Here is a 20,096-nt window from a genome sequence, read left to right as displayed (position 1 = left end):
CAATTACGTTTCATATAATGTTTCAATAGACATTAGCACTGTTTCATTGAAACAACACAATGGCTTTATACAAAACTCCAAGTTAGCTCACAAAAACAACACTATTCACATCTAATTGATTTTCAATAAATAAAATAATTATCCCATTATTCGGCGATTATGGCACGGCACTTGCTACGCATAATTAAAACAAACTCAGCTACACTTTATTAGCACTTTGATAACATGAGGCTTTCTATGTCATCTATTTCAGCCGGACAAGCGTTTCGTAATGCATTGGATAGTGAAACACCTCTACAGCTAGTTGGCACGATCAATGCCAATCATGCCTTACTTGCCCAGCGTGCAGGTTACAAAGCCATTTATCTTTCTGGTGGTGGCGTAGCGGCTGGCTCTTTAGGCTTACCCGATTTAGGAATTTCCACTTTAGACGATGTTTTAATTGATATTCGGCGCATCACCGATGTGTGTGATCTCCCTTTAATGGTAGATGCCGATATTGGTTTTGGCCCCTCCGCATTTAATGTCGCTAGGACAGTGAAATCTATCTATAAAGCAGGTGCAGCCGGCCTACATTTAGAAGATCAGGTCGGAGCAAAGCGTTGTGGTCACCGACCAAACAAAGAAATAGTCTCTACACAAGAGATGGTTGATCGCATTAAAGCTGCGGTCGATGCGCGTGTTGATGATAATTTTGTGATCATGGCTCGGACTGATGCTCTCGCCGTTGAAGGGTTAGAGGCCGCTCTAGAAAGAGCGCATGCCTATATCGAAGCGGGGGCTGATATGCTCTTCCCTGAGGCAATAACCGAATTAAGCATGTATCAACAATTCGTCAATCATACTCAAGTACCTGTCCTTGCCAATCTGACTGAGTTTGGGAAAACCCCACTCTTTACCCTTGATGAGTTACGCAGTGTTGGCATTGCGATTGCGCTGTATCCCCTTTCTGCTTTCCGTGCAATGAATAAAGCCGCAGAGCAGGTTTATACCACTTTACGTCAAGAGGGTACGCAAAAAAGTGTTGTGCCAATCATGCAGACCCGTGACGAGTTGTACCAAAGTATTAACTATTACGATTATGAACAAAAATTAGATGCCTTATTTTCACAACAGAAATAATTAATTCAATAAAACACGTTGTGCAAACCCTACAAAGGATGATCCGATGACTGAACAACTGAACACTTCTAACACATCGCAATTTAAACCCAAAAAATCCGTTGCACTTTCAGGTATCGCCGCGGGGAATACCGCACTTTGTACTGTCGGTAAAAATGGCAATGATTTGCACTACCGAGGCTATGATATACACGATCTCGCTACTCAGTGTGAATTTGAAGAGGTCGCTTACCTCCTCATTCATGAAAAGCTCCCCACGAGCTCTGAGTTAACGGCTTATAAAGAAAAATTAAAGGCATTAAGGGGCTTACCCGCCAGTGTAAAACAAACCTTAGAATCAATCCCTGCAAATGCCCATCCCATGGATGTGATGCGTACAGGCGTTTCTGTCATGGGTTGTGTTTTACCTGAAAAAGAGGCGCACACATTAGCCGGAGCCAAAGAGATTGCTGACAGGTTACTTGCCTCTCTCGGCTCCATGCTGCTGTATTGGTATCACTTTAGCCATCATGGACGCCGAATTGAAACAGAAACCGATGATGAGTCGATTGGCGCACATTTTCTGCATCTTTTACACGGTAAGAAGCCACCAGCGCAGTGGGAACGTTTCATGCACATAGCCTCTATTCTCTACGCTGAACATGAATTTAATGCCTCCACTTTTGCTGCTCGTGTCATTGCCGGAACAGGCACCGATTTTTACTCTGCAATAACAGGAGCAATCGCAGCATTACGTGGGCCTAAGCATGGTGGAGCAAATGAGGTTTCTTTAGAGATACAACAACGCTATGCCTCTATTGAGGAAGCGGAACGCGATATTATGGCGCGTCTCGCTAAATCAGAGGTGATCATCGGCTTCGGTCATCCCGTTTATACCCTTGCAGATCCCCGTCACCCCATTATTAAATCGGTAGCACTGCAACTGTCTGAGCAAAATTTAAACCGTCAACTTTATGATATCGCGCACCATTTAGAGTCGGTGATGAAGCGTGAAAAAAATATGTTCCCGAATTTAGATTGGTTCTCCGCAGTCACTTATCATTTGATGGGAATTCCGACCGCCATGTTTACCCCACTGTTTGTTATGGCACGAACCGCAGGTTGGTCTGCACACATCATCGAGCAGCGCCAAGATAATAAAATTATTCGCCCTTCTGCTAACTATATTGGCCCAGAAAACAAACTATTTACTCGCATGGAACAGCGTTAATAAGGATCATATCAATGACAACAGCTACCTTAAATCAGCAAGAATTCGATAAAGTGATCAGTGATATCGTCGATTATGTCACCGAATATCCCATCGTCTCTGACTTAGCTTATGACACCGCCTATTATTGCTTTCTAGACACGCTTGGTTGCGGTATGGAGTCGCTCGAGTATCCTGCATGTAAAAAATTGCTCGGTCCTATCGTTCCAGGTACGGTCGTGCCTAATGGCGCAAAAGTACCTGGCACGCAATTTCAACTCGACCCTGTACAGGCCGCTTTCAATATTGGCACCATGATCCGCTGGTTAGATTTTAATGATACTTGGCTTGCCGCTGAGTGGGGCCATCCCTCTGATAACTTAGGCGGTATTCTCGCGGTCGCGGATTGGTTATCGCGAGAAACGCTCGCAAAAGGTAAACCACCTTTAACAATTCGGCATGTGCTCACCGCTATGATCAAAGCACATGAAATTCAAGGATGTATCGCCTTAGAAAATGCCTTTAATAAGGTAGGGCTTGACCATGTTATTTTAGTCAAAGTAGCCTCTACCGCCGTCGTAGCACAGATGTTAGGACTCAATCGCGAAGAGATATTAAATGCGGTATCCCTCGCTTGGATTGACGGCCACAGTTTACGTACTTATCGACATGCACCAAATACAGGTTCACGTAAATCATGGGCTGCGGGGGATGCAACCTCTCGAGCAGTTCGGCTAGCTCTTATGGCACAAAAAGGTGAAATGGGCTATCCTAGCGCACTAACCGCAAAAACATGGGGCTTCTATGATGCGCTGTTTAATGGGCAAGCTTTCCGTTTCCAACGCCCCTATGGCTCTTATGTTATGGAGAATGTGCTGTTTAAAATTTCATTCCCTGCTGAATTCCATGCACAAACTGCGGTGGAAGCTGCATTACAACTGCATGAGCAATTAAAATCACTTGGTAAAAGTGCTGATGATATTGAGAGCGTATCGATACGCACCCATGAAGCTTGTGTACGGATTATTGATAAACAAGGGCCACTTAATAACCCAGCTGACCGAGACCACTGTATTCAATATATGGTTGCGATCCCATTGATTTTTGGGCGTTTAACCGCTGCTGACTATGAAGATAATATTGCTAATGACCCACGTATTGATAACTTACGTAGCAAAATAGTTTGCCGTGAAGAGCCTAGCTTCACACAGGATTACCATGATCCAGAGAAGCGCTCTATCGCCAATGGGTTAACGATTAAGCTTAAAGATGGTCAATGCCTTGATGAAGTATTAATCGAATACCCAGTTGGCCACAAACGTCGCCGTAAAGAAGGGATCCCTCTACTATTAAAGAAATACAGGACCAATCTAGCGCGTCAGTTCCCTGAAACGCAACAAAGACGAATTCTTGCTGCATCACTTGATAAGCCATTGCTTGAAGCGATGCCGGTCAATGCGTTTATGGACTTGTTTGTTATTTAATCATTATGACCAAATATGGGGACCCCTGTCCCCATAATCGACTCATCCCCAATTTTCTTAAATGAAATATCCCTTTAATAGCGATAGATTTTAGTTTTAATTCTATTGAATAAACCTAAAAGGATATTATGCACCGATTTCCTATGGTTACTTTAATACTCGTAGCTTCTGCAACTGCCTATGCAGATACTTGTGATAATTTTGTAGTTGATACTGGTTTTATCATATGAATTACCTTTGATTCAATATGTACACATTTAACAGTGAGTCCAATATTACTTCTCAAAATCAGCGAAGCCGACCTCCATTTTTATTTTAATCCATCAAAAGCAATTATCGGTTCATCTGTTAAAAGTTAATGTTAATTTACGTTATCTTAATGCATTAGATGGAAAAAGAATTAATTATTCCCAATATACAGCAATCAGCGATGCAGCACCGATAAAAACAGTTAAAATTCATAAATAGCACAGTTAAACGAATATGATTGATTTTATTAACAAACTCATCCAAATAAAAAATCAGAACAGATAATAGAAATAAACCTTAAAATTCAATTGATTGATTTTATGGACAATGTTTACTTAAATAAAAAACCAACTGATAAAATACCTTATAAGATATAAAAAAAAATAAACTTAGCCTATAAGAAAAGCAATCATAAATAGACAAAATAAACGCAATATTATGTTTTTTTGAATTAATCCTTACACCTTATCAAACAAAACCACTCAAGGCGGATTCAAGTCCGAAGTGCAACGCTAAGCCGCCTTTCTTAGCTCCGCAAACACCACCGAAGGTTGTCTGAACCCCAGACACTTGCGTGGCCTGCTGTTCAACGCTCCCTGATAGCGTTGTAAGTCTTCTTCTGTCACTGTCCGCAGGTCTGTTCCTTTCGGGATAAACTGTCTTAACAACCCATTCGTATTCTCGTTCAGCCCACGCTCATGCGAGGCATACGGATGGGCAAAGTACGTATCTGCGTTCAGTGCTTCTGCTATCGCCTTGTGCTCACTAAACTCTAGACCGTTATCGAACGTTATTGTGTGACATACATCCTGATACTCACTCAGCAGTGAGATAATGGCCTTACTGACTTCCACCGCATCCTTTGAAAACACCTTTTTTGTCAGGTAAATACGGCTTTTGCGTTCTGCCAGTGTCACGATAGCACCAGTGCCCTGTTTACCCTGCACCAAATCGGCCTCCCAGTCCCCCAGACGGCTACGGTCATCGACGACTGACGGCCGTAGCTCAATGGATACCGCATCAGGGATGCGCCCTCGTTTCTGCCCGTAGCCCTTACGATATCGCCGTTTGCCCTGCCTAAGATGCCTGTACAACTCGCCACCGCTACGCTTATCCGCATAGATATACTGGTAAATCCATTCATGGCTGACGCTAAGACCAATAATGCTGCCAATTGCACTTATTTGCTCAGGACTCCACTTCCACTCCAGAGCAAATATCACGAAATCTATGGTCTGCTGAGGAATTGTCCTTTTGGCAGATGACAGCCGCCTATCACAGCACTTCTGGTGTGCCTGTTGTGGGTTATAACCAGTATCTGAAGTGTTACGCCTCAGTTCACGGGAGACCGTGGACTTGCTTACACCGATACGGATACCTATCTCATGGCAGGATAAATTATCCTCACGCAGTATCGATATCTGGTATCGTTGTCCTTCGGTTAGTTGCTGATACTTCATACTTACTCGCTCATCTTTGGTCGGAAGAGCAGGATAGCTTATCAGTAGCTAACCGTCCTTCCATCTAACATGACCGAGCGTTGCACTTATTATCTGAATTCGCGTAAATCAGCCTTTTTTGTGTCACAGATTAATTCTAAATATTAATAAATGTTTCCAAATGCTAATTTTTCGAATTAATATCTTTTTTTGCTCGAGAAAAGTATTGTTAGAGATGTTTTTTAGTTATTTATAACTAGTTAGTTGTTTTTGTATAGTGATTAATACTGATAAATGGTTTTTAGTTGCATAAAAAGTAATCTAATGGTTTTATTCAATTCTGGTGTTTTTTGATCTAGATGGGGTAAGCCACCTTTTTCTGTATATTAGGAGGAAAATATAGTGATAGCTTTTATTGTTATTAATATCGGAAAATATAGTACTGATAAATAAATTTTATGTTTTTATCTGTTAGCCATGTTATCAATTAATTTTGTTACATGTAACGATAATAAATATTTGTCGTAATAACATAAATCACACAATATTTGAGATAGAAATCTCATTTATTAAACATATTTTCTAAAAGTATGGTTTTTGATAGTTCTATAAACATAGATTTTGATTATTAGTTATCATGGGGTACTAATTTTTAGAGAAACGTCACTCAAACGAAATGGATATAAGCTCTGTCGAGGAAGCAACCTATTGACGAGTTAAAAAAGATTTACAAGTGTTTAGGGGGCTAAGCGATAAATGACAATTAGCATGCCATAAATTGATAGGGCAACAGTTGGCGTTAAGAAAGGGGGCTTTTAAGATTATTTAATGATTGTTTCTTTTATTATCATCACACTCATTATCAATATATTTTAGCAAACTAATAAACCCAGCGAATATCACAATGTAAATAAAAAGTTATCTAGCGGTTAATTATCTGTGGATGAATTTCTATTACGTTTTCTTTCAGGGAGTTCAGGAACTGGCTTTCGGTCATCAAGTAAATGTCTGATGGCTAAGATGGGGTGATGGAGTAACATTTTTGGCCCAGCCCAGCGCATTACTATTTTCATTTGTTCTCGCATTTTTGGCTGGTAACAATGTATTGGGCATTGTTTACAAGCAGGCTTTTGCTCTCCATAACGGCATTTTTCGAGCCGATTAATTGCATAGGCATAGAGCTTTTTATATTGTTCTGGCGAATCAGCCGGTGCAGGATGTGCCTTTTCGTAGAGTTGGATCATTTTTTCGATAGTTTTTATTTCCCGCTGGATACGTTTCCCAACCATCTGTGCACCTCAATCTATCTACAATAAATTGTATTTAATATACATGTTATTGAAGGGAATAGAAAGTCGGCATGATAAGAAGATAAACCGAAAATGGCATAAGTAACGACTTATGCCATAATAAACAATAAGATAAAATTAACTAGAAAATGAGTAATATAAATTGTTAATTAAGGTTTAACTAAACCAAAAACAAGATAAAAACTTACTTATTTAGCCTAGTAAATTGAATATTAACCTTTATTTGCCGATTGCATTATTTTTTGCATTTCGTCTTTTATATGCAATTTTTCTTTTTTAAGCTTAGCAACATGCTCATTATAACCAGCACCGGAAGGGCCTTCTAATTTGCTGATCTCTTTATCGAGCTGATGATGTTTTTCATAAAGATTTTGGAAGCGGGGATGAGTAGATATTAACTTTGAAACTAAATCTTGCTCTGTAGATAACATAGTACCTCCTCAGAATGTATTTAAGCCTCATCTCCAGTATAAGCACTGTCTATTATTTATGCATTAAAACAGAGAAGAATTTACATAGTTTTTATCAAATTTATGATCATTCTACTAAAATTAGCTATGATGGGATTGAATTAGATAGTTATATTTTCTTATTTTTGAAATTAAGAATTATCCATGGTGTAAACTGTAGTATTTTTCACTTACTCTAGGTAAAAAGATTTCTATTTTTTATTAATATGATTGCATTTGATAGGATTTTATCATGAAAAAAGCGATTTTATCTGTAATGGCAGTAGCCTTAGTATCGTCTTGCGCAATGGCGACAGGGGAGTTAGAAAAGATCGCACCTTATCCTAAAGCAGAAAATGGCATGACACGTCATGTGATCCAGTTGGCAGCAAAACCGAATGAAGATAATTATCAGGTTGAGCTTGTGATCGGTAAAACCATTAAAGCAGATTGTAACCGTCAATGGTTTATGGGCGATCTAGAAGAAAAAACACTGGAAGGTTGGGGCTATAGTTATTATCAGTTAGAAGATGTTAAAGGGCCCGCTTCAACGATGATGGCATGTTCAGAGCCTGCAAAAGAACGTTTTGTGACTACGCAACTTGGTGATGATGCTTTTGTTCGTTATAACAGCAAATTGCCTATTGTAGTTTACGCTCCGAAAGATATGGATGTGAAATATCGTATTTGGTCAACGGATGATCAACTGCTCGATTCGGTCAAGAAATAACATATCCTATAAGTGCCACGGTTAATGCTGTGGCACTTTCCTTTATGGCTATCTAATAACTAAGACAGATGTTTTTGCATGGCGTACGATAGTTGATGCCGTAGAGCCTAATAAATAGGTGGAGGCACTTGGACGATGAGAGCCGAGTACAATTAAGCTCGCACCGATATCATCGGCATAACTGAGTATTTCGTCTTTGGCGGAGCCAATGCCAATTTTGCAGGTAATTCTTTCACCGGCGATATTAATATCTTTGATCACGTCTTCTAATGCTTTCAGAGCAAGCACGGAGCGTTCTGCCGAGTTTTTATGACTTTCAGGTAAGATAGTCACTTCAATACCAAAAAATAGCTCAGCGCTTGGGATCACAGATAAAAAATGAATTTCTGGTGAGCCTAATTTTGCTAGTTCTTCGATATGTTTAATGATCTGTGGATTAAGTGAGTCTTCTAATAGGTCGATAGGAACTAAAATTTTATTATACATAACCACCTCATTCATATGTTTATTCAAGCCATTATAGCAGTTAAGATTTAATATAGTATAAAGGATTTAACTTTTGTTAAATCAATGTAATTTAAACAAAAAAACTATCATTTTCTGCTATTCAATTTAATACAAAAATAATAAAAATAACGATTATCAGTCAATTCGATAGACTACAATTAAATAACAAGACTTTTCTTTAATTATATGTCAGTATTTACAGTTGGTTTTGTAACTAATTGATTTAAAAAGTTTAATTAAATGATAATTATTTTGCTTTTCATTAAGAATATATTATGGACAAAGAGAAAATATTAAATACGACAGGTGATGAGCTTACTCTTCAGCAGAAAAAGTTTCATGCAGCTAAAAAAAGCACCTTAGTCAGTGTCATTGTGAATATGGTGCTTTCTATATGGCAGATTATCATTGGTTTTATTTCTCATTCTCAAGGGTTAATTGCCGACGGTATTCATACATTATCAGATCTCGTTGCTGACTTTGTGGTATTAATTGCCAATAAAAAGAGTCATAAAAAGCCTGATGAAGACCATCCTTATGGCCATTTTCGATATGAAAATGGTGCTTCATTGATCTTAGGGATTATTTTATTGATTGTTGGCGTTGGCATGATTTGGTCGGCAGTACAAAAAATGCTTGACCCTGATTTAATCCAAGAAGTTCACACGATTGCTCTCGTCGCAGCATTGGTCTCGTTGGTGGCGAAAGAAGGGCTTTTCCGCTATATGTTAAAAGTTGCCAATCAGGTCAACTCCAGCATGTTGGTTGCGAATGCTTGGCACGCTCGTTCAGATGCGGCATCTTCACTGGTTGTCGCGATTGGGATTATTGGTAGCTTATGTGGTTTGAAAATTTTTGACCCTATCGCGGCATTAATTGTGGGTACTTTTGTTTTCCGCATGGGCTATAAATTTACTTATCAATCAATGCAAGATCTGATGGATAAAGGTGCGGATGAAGAAACATTGCAAGAAATTCGTACTGTGCTTGAAAACATTGAGGGGATCAAAGGGTTTCACGATTTGAAAACACGTAAATCGGGCGATTTCTATTTAGTTGATGTTCATTTAGAGGTCGATGGTGATATGTCGATTGTGGCAGGCCATGAAATTGCGGTAAATGTACGTGATAAATTAATGGAAAACCCGCAAATCCTCAATGTCATGACTCACTTAGATCCATACGATAAAGAATGTATTCATTAGTTGAAAACCGCCAATAGAAAAATAACCGAAAGGACCTCGCTTTCGGTTTTTTCTTCAAACTATCTTCCTGATTAAACCTCTTTATATCTCAATCGTGCTTTATTTCACAAACTGTTTCACTATGTGGCCGGTGTTGAACATATTGAAAATGCATCGCTCTTCGCCTCTGAAAAGCCCCTTATTGTGGTTATTTGTGTAAACGTTTACACTATCGCGAGATAGATCACAGAATAAGGTATTAGCCCGTTGCTATACTTTGCAAAGTGAATTTTCATATCCTTAATAGAATCAAGGGGTAAACGATGCAGCCAACAAAAGTGCTTGTCACAGGGGGGATGGGGTATATTGGTAGCCATACGTGTGTGCAGATGATCCAAGCTGGGTTTGCTCCAATCATTATTGATAATTTGTGCAATGCGAAAGAGGAAGTGCTCAATCGTATTGAAAAGCTAACCGCAGTGCGCCCGCTTTTTTATCAAGGTGATATTCGTGACGAATCTCTGTTAAACCGTCTTTTCTCTGAACATAAAATCAGCGCAGTGATCCATTTTGCGGGGTTAAAAGCCGTTGGTGAGTCGGTAGAAAAACCACTCGAATATTATGATGTGAATGTTAATGGCACCTTGGTGCTAGCCAAATGTATGCAGCGTGCTGGCGTACATCGTATCATCTTTAGCTCCTCCGCGACTGTTTACGGTGAACCGGATACGGTGCCTATTACAGAAAACTTTCCAACTGGCAATACACAAAGCCCGTATGGCACAAGTAAATACATGGTTGAACGCTGTTTATCCGATTTGGTGATCGCCGAACCAAATTGGTCTGTGACCTTATTACGCTATTTCAATCCAGTTGGTGCCCATCCTTCAGGTTTGATGGGGGAAGATCCGCAAGGTATACCGAATAATCTAACGCCTTATATTGCTCAAGTCGCCGTTGGCAGACGAGAAAAATTGTCTATTTATGGAAACGATTACCCTACTGTTGATGGAACAGGTGTGCGTGATTATATCCATGTTATGGATTTAGCGGATGGGCATGTGGCTGCACTGAAAGTGGTTAGTCAGCAGGCAGGATTACATATTTACAACCTCGGTACGGGGAGAGGAACGAGTGTATTGGAAGTCCTACACGCATTTGAAAAAGCTGTCGGCAGGGAAATCCCATACGTTGTTGTGCCAAGAAGGGCCGGTGATATCGCCGAGTATTGGTCGACATCAGAAAAAGCACAGCGCGAACTTGGTTGGAAGGCAACTCGTACCATTGATGACATGGCTATGGATTCATGGCGCTGGCAGTCTCAAAACCCTAATGGCTATGAATCGTAATAGATACAGGAGAAATAGAACATCATGGATAAAATAGCGTTCAACCCATCAGATTGCCCGCATCGGCGTTATAACCCATTAACAGGACAATGGGTTTTGGTCTCACCTCATCGTGCTAAACGACCTTGGAGTGGGCAAGATGAGAAGGTGGAAGTGAAACAACTGCCTAAATACGATGGAAACTGTTTTTTATGCCCAACCAACCATCGCGTTTCTGGTGATATCAATCCTGATTATCAAGATACATATGTGTTTCAAAACGATTATTCTGCACTATTACCTAGGTCTTGTGCACAGCCAAAAGAACAATCGCCTTTATTTAAAACACAAGCGGTCAGTGGCTTGAGCCGAGTGATCTGCTTTTCACCTGATCACAGTAAGACTTTACCTGAACTATCGACAGCTCAAATCGGCCGTGTAATTGAAACTTGGCAGCAGCAAATTGATGAACTCAGCCAACGGTTTTTATGGGTACAAGTTTTTGAAAATAAAGGTGAGGTGATGGGGTGCTCTCAGCCACACCCTCATGGGCAGATTTGGGCGAGTGATTTCTTGCCTAATGAAATTGCTCGTAAAGATGAGCACTTAAAACAGTATTACCAGCAGCAAGGAAGCAATTTACTGTTGGATTATGCACAGGCAGAGCTGAAAGATGGCTCTAGAACGGTAGTGGAAACAGCACATTGGCTTGCTGTTGTGCCTTATTGGGCGGCTTGGCCGTTTGAAACCATGCTAATGCCTAAAATACATATTCGGCGTATGAATGAAATGAGTGTAGAGATACGCGATGACCTTAGTGTTGCACTGAAAAAGCTCACCTGTCGTTATGACAATCTCTTTCATTGTGCATTCCCTTACTCGATGGGATGGCATTTCGCTCCATTTTTTAGTGATAACCGAGAGATTGAACACTGGCAGCTTCATGCTCTTTTTTATCCGCCTTTGTTGCGCTCAGCGACAATCAAAAAATTTATGGTTGGCTATGAAATGTTAGCTGAAACTCAACGTGATTTAACCCCTGAACAAGCAGCGGAAAGGTTACGGGGTGTCAGTGACATTCACTACAAGCAGCAGTAAATATTTAGAGCATACAACCAGCATGGCCGAGCCATTCCATTATTACCCAGATATTATCGAGAGGTTGCTATGAATAGCATCGAAATACTCCAACAAAAAGTGACAGAAGCCTTTATTAAGGGCTTTGATGCTCAGCCCGAGGTCTATGCGCAAGCGCCAGGACGTGTGAATATTATTGGTGAACACACTGATTATAATGATGGGTTTGTTTTACCTTGTACAATTGATTATCAAACAATGACGGCAGCCAGAAAGCGCCCTGACCGTTTAATTCGCGTGATTGCAGCCGATTATGACTATGATATTGATGAGTTTAGCCTTGATGAAGAGATCCTATTTTTGCCTGAAAAAATGTGGGCAAACTATATTCGGGGCGTCGTTAAATATCTATTAGCCAGAGGGTATCAATTTGGCGGATGTGAAATCGCGGTAAGTGGCAATGTACCTCAAGGAGCAGGACTTAGCTCGTCGGCTTCACTGGAAGTGGTGATTGGACAGACATTAAAGATATTGTATCAATTGGAGATTAGCCAACAAGACATCGCTTTGAATGGTCAGCAAGCTGAAAACCAATTTGTCGGTTGTAATTGTGGCATTATGGATCAGTTAATTTCTGCTTGCGGTGATGAGGGGCATGCACTGTTAATCGATTGCCGTAGCCTAGAGTTAGCACCAATTCCAATTCCTGATGATCTTGTCGTCATGATCATCAATTCAAATAAAAAACGCGGATTAGTGGATAGCGAGTATAATATCCGGCGTCAGCAATGTGAAACTGCGGCGAAACAATTCGGCGTGAAAGCTTTGCGGGATGTTACATTGGCACAATTCGCCCAAAAGCAGGGGGAATTGACACCTCTAGTGGCTAAACGCGCTAAGCATGTTATTAGCGAAAACGACAGAACACTTGCCGCCGCAAAAGCCTTAACTGAAAATAATCTTCCCCTATTGAGTATGCTGATGGAGCAGTCACATATTTCTATGCGGGATGATTTTGAAATTACCGTAAAAGAGATTGATACCTTAGTAGAGATTGTGAAAGCGGTTCTAGGGGATCAAGGCGGCGTGAGAATGACAGGCGGCGGTTTTGGTGGCTGCGTGGTGGCATTGATGAAACAGCAACTCGTTACTCCTGTCATTGATGCGGTTGAGCAAAAGTATCAAGCGCTGACAGGGCTGAAGGCCGATATTTATGTTTGCCAGCCTAGTGATGGTGCTGGGATCATGGCGAATGCATGAAAATTGTAGGGAGAAAAGAATGCAGTTATCGAAAGACCAAGGGTATGTGGCACGTGCATCTAAAGTGATTGCATTGACCAACAGACATGGCATGAAAATTTTATTGTCAACCTTGGGAGCAAGTTGGATAAGCTGCATATTACCCATGTCGGCAGGTAAACGTGATGTTTTACTCGGTTCACCGAATATGGCGGCCCAAATGGATCAAGGCGTTTATCTAGGTGCAACCGTTGGGCGAGTTGCGAACCGGATTGCACATGGCCGTTTTAATTTAGCGGGTCGTGAGTATCAGGTGACAAGTAATCAAGGTGAACACTGTTTACATGGCGGTCGGGATAATTTTAGTTATCGTGTTTGGAAGGTGACTCAAATTAACCCATATGAGGCAATTTTTTCGTTGGTTTCAGAAGATGGCGATCAGGGATTTCCTGGGGAATTACAAGCTGAAGTCCGCTATGTATTAACGGATGAAAATAAAGTCATTATCGACTATCGTACACAAGTGAGTGAGTTGTGCCCTGTAAATTTAACCAATCATGCTTATTTTAATTTAGCAGGGGAAGATTCGGCGAGAACGGCCTTAGAGCACGATTTACAACTAGCGGCCACCCATTATCTGCCTACCGATAAGGGGGGGATCCCAACAGGCGAATGGCGTGATGTTTCTGAGACGTTTTTCGATTTTCGTCGTAAAAAGCGTATAGGCTATGATTTTTTGCAAGACGATGATCAAAAAGCAGTTGGTGGTTATGATCATGCGATGATCTTGGCTCCAGAGCTTACGGATGGTGAGCAAACGGTCGCTTCACTCTTTTCACCAGAAGGTGATGTTCGAATGGATATCGCAACAACTTTGCCAGCAATGCAAGTTTATACAGGGAATTATTTGATTTCGGTTCCGGGAAAATCACGTCATTATACCCCGTTTTCAGGTGTGGCCTTTGAAACTCAGTTTCCACCGGATGCCGTTAACCACCCTGAATGGGGGGAGCAATACAGCGGTATTTCACAGCCAAATCAAATATATCACCAGAAAACGAGCTATCACTTTATTTTCTGAGAGTAACGCCGCCTCATGCGGCGTTTTTCGTATTACTATATTAAAAGTAGGGTCATTGTATCTATAATATACCCCATTGTTTTTTATACTAATGCATTGTTTAATGGCATCGACTGAACTTAGAGGTAAAAAATGGCAACGATCAAAGATGTAGCAAGAGAAGCGGGAGTGTCGGTGGCGACAGTTTCTCGAGTGATTAATCAATCACCGAAGGCAAGCAAAATGTCGATTGCTGCGGTTAAAAGTGCCATGAATAAACTCGGTTATCGTCCAAATGCAGCCGCTCGCGCATTGGTAAATCAAAGTTCTAACACCATTGGGGTATTGGTGAATGATGTCTCAGACCCTTTTTTTGGTACGATGGTCAAAGCGGTTGATGCGGTTGCCCACAAAAATGGTAAACACATTTTAATTTGTAATGGTTATCACACGGCACAGGAAGAGCGCCAATCTATCGAATTGCTGATCAATAATCGCTGTGATGCCCTCGTTATTCACTCTAAAGCGTTGTCAGACGAAGAGCTGATAGAATTTGCCGAAGAAGTTCCTAGCATGGTATTGATTAATCGACGTATTGAGGCGATTGCTGATCGCTGTATTTCGTTGAATAACTACAAGGGTGCCTATCTTGCCACCGAGCACTTGATCCGCCAAGGCCATACTAAAATTGCTTATATTTCATCGGATCATAAAATAGAAGACGCTGAACAGCGGTTACTTGGCTATCGTGATGCATTGAAAAAACATGCAATTTCATTACCTGAAAGCTATATCGAATATGGCAAGCCTTATGGTGAGGGTGGTGAGCAGGCGATGACTAATCTATTGACTAAGTCCTTAGAGATCACCGCGGTTGTCGGGTATAACGATTTTATGGCCGCGGGGGCAATTGCAGTACTTGATGAAAATGACATTCATTCCCCAGAACAGGTATCCGTGATTGGTTTTGATGATGTACTGATTGCCCGTTATATTCACCCACGTTTAACAACCATTCGTTATCCCATCCAAATGATGGCTGAACGTGCCACTGAATTAGCGCTTGCTTTAGCACGTAATGAAAATATAGAGGCTGGTGGTTTAATCTATTCCCCTACACTGGTACAGCGTAACTCTGTACGTCCATTGAAAACCTCATGATCTCAACAATGTAAACGTTATCATGCCTTTTGATGACGTTGACCCACCAGAGACATTTTTTCTCAAAAAATCCAAAATCGGACATTTTATGTACGTAAAATCGCCTTCAATGTGTTAAATAACATACAATTATTTGACATTTCGTTGATAAAATTAATCTATTATAAAAATCTGTGATTAATCTAACAGTGATATGTAATGGTAACGTTTACACTAATGGTGAATCATTTGGTGAAGGTGAAGGAACTTGATCATGCATACAGAAGGCGTTGGATTGAGCACATTAGACTACGGGATATTTATCCTGTATGTGCTTATTATCATATCAGTCGGTTTATGGGTTTCTCGTAATAAAAAAGGCGAGAAAAAAGGCACTAAAGACTATTTCTTAGCAGGAAAAACATTACCGTGGTGGGCAATTGGCTCTTCATTAATAGCTGCAAACATCTCTGCCGAGCAGTTTATCGGTATGTCAGGTTCAGGGTTTTCTATCGGATTAGCGATTGCCTCTTATGAGTGGATGGCTGCGTTAACGCTAATTATCGTTGCTAAATATTTCATGCCTATTTTTATCGATAAGGGTATTTTTACTATCCCTGAATTCGTTGAAAAACGGTTTAATCGTACGTTAAAAACGATTTTAGCAGTATTTTGGCTAGCTTTATTTGTCTTTGTTAACTTAACATCTGTTCTTTATTTAGGTGCGTTGGCTCTACAGACTATCCTTGGCATTCCAATGTCTTATGCAATATTGGGTTTGGCGCTGTTTGCTATTGCCTACTCTCTTTATGGTGGTCTATCGGCAGTGGCGTGGACCGATGTTGTTCAAGTCTTCTTCCTTATTTTGGGTGGCTTACTGACGGCTATCATGGCGGTGAGTTACATCGGTGGTGATGCAGGGATCATGGCAGGTATGAGCCGTATGGTTAGTGAAGCTCCCCAGCATTTTGAAATGATTTTAAGCCAAGATAACCCTCAGTTTAGCAATTTACCGGGTATTGCGGTGTTGATTGGTGGTTTGTGGATCGCTAACTTGTATTATTGGGGTTTCAACCAATATATTATCCAACGCGCTTTAGCGGCTAAATCTATCAATGAAGCACAAAAAGGTCTGGTTTTTGCTGCCTTCTTGAAATTAATTGTTCCTATCCTTGTTGTTGTTCCAGGGATTGCAGCGTATGTGATTGTCACTGATCCACAATTACTTGCGGGACTTGGTACAATGGCCCAAGAGCATATTCCAACGCTCGCACAGGCCGATAAAGCCTATCCATGGTTAACGCAATTCTTACCTGTCGGAGCGAAAGGGGTTGTATTTGCGGCATTGGCTGCTGCAATTGTTTCATCATTAGCGTCAATGTTGAACTCGGTCGCAACCATTTTCACGATGGATATCTATAAAGAGTATATTGCGCCTTCGACCAGCGATCATAAATTAGTTAATGTAGGTCGAGTCAGTGCGGTCGTGGCATTAATTATTGCCTGCTTTATTGCTCCATTACTGGGGAATATTGGCCAAGCTTTCCAATATATTCAGGAATATACAGGTTTAGTTAGCCCAGGTATTTTAGCCGTCTTCTTGTTAGGGTTGTTCTGGAAAAAAACGAATGCAAAAGGGGCAATTATTGGTGTGCTTCTTTCTATTCCGTTTGCATTATTCTTGAAGTTAATGCCTTTAGGTATGCCATTCCTTGACCAGATGATGTATACCTTCTTCTTTACTGCGGTAGTGATTGGGCTGATCAGCTTAACAACATCAAAAGAAGATGATAGCCAAGGTGCAATTATCCTGACATCAGAAACTTTTAAAACATCAACAGGCTTCAACGTTGCTTCTTATGCAATCATGATTATCTTGTGTGTACTGTATGCGCTGTTTTGGTAAGACATGGGCTTGATCAATAACGGGGACAGATGTCCCCGTTTTAGATCGAATAAATAAAGTTTTAGGTGTTTATTTATTATTTTATTGGGAAAGTAAAAGAATAATACACTAATAATTTGTCAATCATTGGAGGGTATTTCTGAATATTTTGTTTTAAGATGTCATGAGTAAACGCGTTATATTGGCCAGTTTAATGAACATGTTATTACTCAGGGTAACAAGGAATGTATATGCGCCATTTATTAAAAATTGCAGTTTTGCTGACTACAACTCTACATTCGATATCAGTCAGTGCAAATGAATATGCCCAAGATGATGAAAGTTACCTTCAATTTCTGAATGAAGAAGTGTCATATTATTGCTATTCCGAGCTAGAAAATCTTATTCTTAGTTCAAATTATCCACCCGCCGTAAAATATAAAAAGTCTTCCGATAGAGTCTCTATGGATGCCAGTTATCAAGACGAAAATATATTAGAAATAGGCATAATCGATAGTTGTAGCGATTATCTTCCGGGAGAGCAATTACAAAGGCCAATAGGTACTTTAAGTTATTTACTGAGATCAAATACGTTATGGACGACAGATAGCGATGGTCGGAAATTAAAGCAATTGGCGTTTGATAAAAAGTTAGGGGAGCAATATCAAAACTGCATTAAAAGAGAGCAGTTTTGCTCTCAACGGCGCGAGCAGATCGGTTCTGAATTTTTTTCACCTAAATCAGATATATGGGTGGTCGTTGGCGAAAAAAAAGCATATTTCCACTCCGCTCCAACACCAGAATGCAAGAGTAATATTAATTTTGTAATACCTAATGATAAGGTGAAGGTTTTTAATCAACTAGCTAACTCTATGATTGATGATGAGGAAAATGAATATGTCTTTGTAAGTTATGGTAGAGCGAGAGGTTGGTTAAATGTGGAATCCGTATCCAAGCCTGAGGATATCTATTATAAGCTTGAGGAGCCATCAAAAGGGAATTATAGAGTTAAAGAAAAACGCCTCTACTTTTATGAAGACCCAGCCTTAGCTTGCGAAAAACCTGGACAGCCTTATGTCATTGAAGGGGATTCAGTATGGCTATTTAGTGCGCAAGAGTTTCCCGGTTTTGCTTACGCAAGTTACACTAACCCTAATACTGGAACGTTCACAACAGGGTGGCTACGGATTAATGGGCTAGAGAAAGAATAGAGTCAGCCTATAGAAATTGAAATAATAAATGAATAGAGCCGTGGTAAATAGCGTTATATCTATTTAGCCACGGGTTAATATCTTAATGGGCATTTACTTTTTATCAGTATAAATCTGGCAGGGATAGTATTGGTAGAAAGAGTATTCACAACTTTTGTGAGTTTGACTTGTGCTAAATAATAATTCGCTTTTTCTTTATCCATAACAACGTCATATCCGTGATCATACATATAGGCTATATTTTCAAAGGCGGTGTTTTCGAGAGTATTTTACCGATGAAATAACGTATGGCTCCCCTTTGACTGTTGGATGAGCTTTATGCCGATGTAGTGAGTCACTTGAAAACGGTATTCGAAAATTTGCAGTGCCAGAGATGACGAGTAGAAACCGCAAAGCAGATGCAAATAACGACCATGGAAAGACTTTTAAGAGTATTGTCTGTAAGAGGAAAAATTGACATTCTGCCATGGTCGTTTAATTTCAATCGGTTTAGCGTTGAATTAACTTAACTTCCTGTAAACCAAATAAAGCCACCCATTGTAATAACTGATAAAATGGTACTCCAAAATAGTGTTGATGCCATTTCTTGCTCCCCTGTTTTATATTCCACCGCAAAAATAACCGCTATTGATGCTGTAGGGATAGCCAGTGTTACAGACACTAAGCCTCGCTCGACATGAGGTATATGTAACGCCATCATAATTACCAGTATAATTAAAGGTAATAGAATATTTTTACTCAGAACGTTTATGATAACAGATAGAGAAAAACTCACTTTTTGTGCATAGAGAACAGCGCCTACAGCAAATAATGCCACTCCACCAGTTGCTTGACCTAATAAAATAAATGAACCTTTTAAAAACTTAGGCATATCCAATCCAATCAGTAATAAAATAAAAGCTAGGATAGGTGCCCATACGACAGGTTGCATTAACGCATTTTTTATACTGTTAGCAACAATTGAAAATACACTTTTCTTATTTGTTGATGTGTTGTCAGAATCGCCACCAACTAAAAAGACTAATGCTAATGGAACCTGAATTAAATTCATTAATAAGCTACCGACGGCAATTGCAATATCAGCATCTGTAGTAAACAGAACGCCTAATACAGGGGTTCCAACAAAAGGTACAGCAGGACCGGCAATAGCAATGGAACGTAATGCGGCTAAACGAGCGCTAGATTTGAAGATGAAGCGGGAAATAAGGAAAACAGCAAGAAACCCCACCACCATGCCCACGAATATCCACAAGAAAACATCAACGTTATTGATTACTTCTGTTAATGGAGTACTTAATATTCCTGCAAATAGCAATAATGGTAAGGCATACAACATAACCATTTTATTTAATATAGTGGCTTGATCCTTATTGAAGTCATGTCGATACCCTGCAAAATATCCGAGTAAAAGAGTAACCACAATAGGCAGTAACGCTGTAATAATAGTATCTAACATTAGATAACCTCTTTTATACGCAAAAAAGGCGCAATAA

17 protein-coding genes are annotated in these 20,096 nt (G+C 40.1%); 12 read left to right on the top strand and 5 right to left on the bottom strand.

The features are described from left to right. The first annotated feature begins 237 nt into the window (after positions 1-237). Genes prpB through M1E93_RS06770 form a run of 3 tightly spaced genes read left to right on the top strand, consistent with a single transcriptional unit; the run spans position 238 to position 3,795 of the window. Positions 238-1,122, top strand: a complete 885-nt coding sequence (gene prpB / locus M1E93_RS06780) for a methylisocitrate lyase (protein WP_040133335.1) — start codon at positions 238-240, stop codon at positions 1,120-1,122. 46 nt (positions 1,123-1,168) lie between these two features. Then, entirely contained in the window at positions 1,169-2,332 is a 1,164-nt protein-coding gene (gene prpC, locus M1E93_RS06775) for a bifunctional 2-methylcitrate synthase/citrate synthase (RefSeq protein ID WP_036941124.1), read from the top strand. 14 nt (positions 2,333-2,346) lie between these two features. Then, positions 2,347-3,795: a bifunctional 2-methylcitrate dehydratase/aconitate hydratase gene (locus M1E93_RS06770; protein WP_426207219.1), complete on the top strand. Its 1,449-nt coding sequence runs from the start codon at positions 2,347-2,349 to the stop codon at positions 3,793-3,795. Between the two features lie 761 nt (positions 3,796-4,556). Here the strand turns inward: M1E93_RS06770 and M1E93_RS06765 are convergent. From M1E93_RS06765 to M1E93_RS06755, 3 genes are all read right to left on the bottom strand, one after another. Next, positions 4,557-5,504: an IS30 family transposase gene (locus tag M1E93_RS06765; protein ID WP_140035165.1), complete on the bottom strand. Its 948-nt coding sequence runs from the start codon at positions 5,502-5,504 to the stop codon at positions 4,557-4,559. 908 nt (positions 5,505-6,412) lie between these two features. Then, entirely contained in the window at positions 6,413-6,772 is a 360-nt protein-coding gene (locus tag M1E93_RS06760; RefSeq protein ID WP_004921676.1) for a nitrous oxide-stimulated promoter family protein, read from the bottom strand. Positions 6,773-7,005: 233 nt separating this feature from the next. Then, positions 7,006-7,224 (bottom strand): DUF465 domain-containing protein, encoded by a 219-nt coding sequence (locus M1E93_RS06755; RefSeq protein WP_004921673.1) that lies wholly within the window; start codon positions 7,222-7,224, stop codon positions 7,006-7,008. A 271-nt stretch (positions 7,225-7,495) separates the two neighbouring features. Here M1E93_RS06755 and eco point away from each other — a divergent pair, with 271 nt between their 5' ends. Then, the gene (gene eco / locus M1E93_RS06750; protein WP_004921671.1) at positions 7,496-7,972 is read left to right on the top strand and encodes a serine protease inhibitor ecotin; all 477 of its coding nucleotides are present in this window, start codon (positions 7,496-7,498) and stop codon (positions 7,970-7,972) included. 48 nt (positions 7,973-8,020) lie between these two features. On the opposite strand, the gene M1E93_RS06745 is transcribed toward eco, so the two are convergent. After that, positions 8,021-8,458 (bottom strand): universal stress protein, encoded by a 438-nt coding sequence (locus M1E93_RS06745; protein ID WP_014656379.1) that lies wholly within the window; start codon positions 8,456-8,458, stop codon positions 8,021-8,023. A gap of 296 nt (positions 8,459-8,754) precedes the next feature. On the opposite strand from M1E93_RS06745, the gene M1E93_RS06740 reads away from it, so the two are divergent. The 8 genes from M1E93_RS06740 to M1E93_RS06705 all read left to right on the top strand — a co-directional run bounded on the left by M1E93_RS06740 (position 8,755) and on the right by M1E93_RS06705 (position 18,603). Beyond that, positions 8,755-9,684: a cation diffusion facilitator family transporter gene (locus tag M1E93_RS06740; RefSeq protein ID WP_014656378.1), complete on the top strand. Its 930-nt coding sequence runs from the start codon at positions 8,755-8,757 to the stop codon at positions 9,682-9,684. Between the two features lie 302 nt (positions 9,685-9,986). After that, on the top strand, positions 9,987-11,012 hold the full coding sequence (gene galE, locus M1E93_RS06735) for a UDP-glucose 4-epimerase GalE (protein ID WP_004921658.1): 1,026 nt from the start codon (positions 9,987-9,989) through the stop codon (positions 11,010-11,012). A gap of 24 nt (positions 11,013-11,036) precedes the next feature. After that, the gene (locus M1E93_RS06730) at positions 11,037-12,089 is read left to right on the top strand and encodes a UDP-glucose--hexose-1-phosphate uridylyltransferase (RefSeq protein WP_004921656.1); all 1,053 of its coding nucleotides are present in this window, start codon (positions 11,037-11,039) and stop codon (positions 12,087-12,089) included. Positions 12,090-12,167: 78 nt separating this feature from the next. Then, positions 12,168-13,328, top strand: a complete 1,161-nt coding sequence (galK, locus tag M1E93_RS06725; RefSeq protein WP_426207280.1) for a galactokinase — start codon at positions 12,168-12,170, stop codon at positions 13,326-13,328. A 19-nt stretch (positions 13,329-13,347) separates the two neighbouring features. Further along, positions 13,348-14,388, top strand: a complete 1,041-nt coding sequence (galM, locus tag M1E93_RS06720) for a galactose-1-epimerase (RefSeq protein WP_040133337.1) — start codon at positions 13,348-13,350, stop codon at positions 14,386-14,388. A gap of 132 nt (positions 14,389-14,520) precedes the next feature. Continuing rightward, entirely contained in the window at positions 14,521-15,528 is a 1,008-nt protein-coding gene (locus M1E93_RS06715) for a substrate-binding domain-containing protein (protein ID WP_004921645.1), read from the top strand. A gap of 253 nt (positions 15,529-15,781) precedes the next feature. Continuing rightward, positions 15,782-17,413 (top strand): sodium/sugar symporter, encoded by a 1,632-nt coding sequence (locus M1E93_RS06710; RefSeq protein WP_040133336.1) that lies wholly within the window; start codon positions 15,782-15,784, stop codon positions 17,411-17,413. A gap of 230 nt (positions 17,414-17,643) precedes the next feature. Beyond that, the gene (locus tag M1E93_RS06705) at positions 17,644-18,603 is read left to right on the top strand and encodes a hypothetical protein (protein WP_230085154.1); all 960 of its coding nucleotides are present in this window, start codon (positions 17,644-17,646) and stop codon (positions 18,601-18,603) included. 505 nt (positions 18,604-19,108) lie between these two features. Here the strand turns inward: M1E93_RS06705 and M1E93_RS06700 are convergent. Then, the gene (locus M1E93_RS06700) at positions 19,109-20,059 is read right to left on the bottom strand and encodes an AEC family transporter (RefSeq protein ID WP_014656374.1); all 951 of its coding nucleotides are present in this window, start codon (positions 20,057-20,059) and stop codon (positions 19,109-19,111) included. Between the last annotated feature and the right edge of the window lie 37 nt (positions 20,060-20,096).

This window comes from Providencia sp. PROV272, assembly GCF_049901975.1.
GTDB lineage: Bacteria > Pseudomonadota > Gammaproteobacteria > Enterobacterales > Enterobacteriaceae > Providencia > Providencia stuartii.
Note: the sequence above shows the minus strand (reverse complement) of the source record. Positions and strands in the feature narration are given on the sequence as shown.

Coding starts and splice junctions, on each gene's coding strand:
- M1E93_RS06705 (WP_230085154.1), top strand. CDS start 17,644: ATGCGCCATTTATTAAAAATTGCAGTTTTGCTGACTACAACTCTACAT.
- M1E93_RS06765 (WP_140035165.1), bottom strand. CDS start 5,504: ATGAAGTATCAGCAACTAACCGAAGGACAACGATACCAGATATCGATA.
- galM (WP_040133337.1), top strand. CDS start 13,348: ATGCAGTTATCGAAAGACCAAGGGTATGTGGCACGTGCATCTAAAGTG.
- M1E93_RS06770 (WP_426207219.1), top strand. CDS start 2,347: ATGACAACAGCTACCTTAAATCAGCAAGAATTCGATAAAGTGATCAGT.
- M1E93_RS06745 (WP_014656379.1), bottom strand. CDS start 8,458: ATGTATAATAAAATTTTAGTTCCTATCGACCTATTAGAAGACTCACTT.
- M1E93_RS06700 (WP_014656374.1), bottom strand. CDS start 20,059: ATGTTAGATACTATTATTACAGCGTTACTGCCTATTGTGGTTACTCTT.
- M1E93_RS06710 (WP_040133336.1), top strand. CDS start 15,782: ATGCATACAGAAGGCGTTGGATTGAGCACATTAGACTACGGGATATTT.
- prpB (WP_040133335.1), top strand. CDS start 238: ATGTCATCTATTTCAGCCGGACAAGCGTTTCGTAATGCATTGGATAGT.
- M1E93_RS06730 (WP_004921656.1), top strand. CDS start 11,037: ATGGATAAAATAGCGTTCAACCCATCAGATTGCCCGCATCGGCGTTAT.
- M1E93_RS06740 (WP_014656378.1), top strand. CDS start 8,755: ATGGACAAAGAGAAAATATTAAATACGACAGGTGATGAGCTTACTCTT.
- M1E93_RS06755 (WP_004921673.1), bottom strand. CDS start 7,224: ATGTTATCTACAGAGCAAGATTTAGTTTCAAAGTTAATATCTACTCAT.
- M1E93_RS06715 (WP_004921645.1), top strand. CDS start 14,521: ATGGCAACGATCAAAGATGTAGCAAGAGAAGCGGGAGTGTCGGTGGCG.
- galE (WP_004921658.1), top strand. CDS start 9,987: ATGCAGCCAACAAAAGTGCTTGTCACAGGGGGGATGGGGTATATTGGT.
- M1E93_RS06760 (WP_004921676.1), bottom strand. CDS start 6,772: ATGGTTGGGAAACGTATCCAGCGGGAAATAAAAACTATCGAAAAAATG.
- eco (WP_004921671.1), top strand. CDS start 7,496: ATGAAAAAAGCGATTTTATCTGTAATGGCAGTAGCCTTAGTATCGTCT.
- prpC (WP_036941124.1), top strand. CDS start 1,169: ATGACTGAACAACTGAACACTTCTAACACATCGCAATTTAAACCCAAA.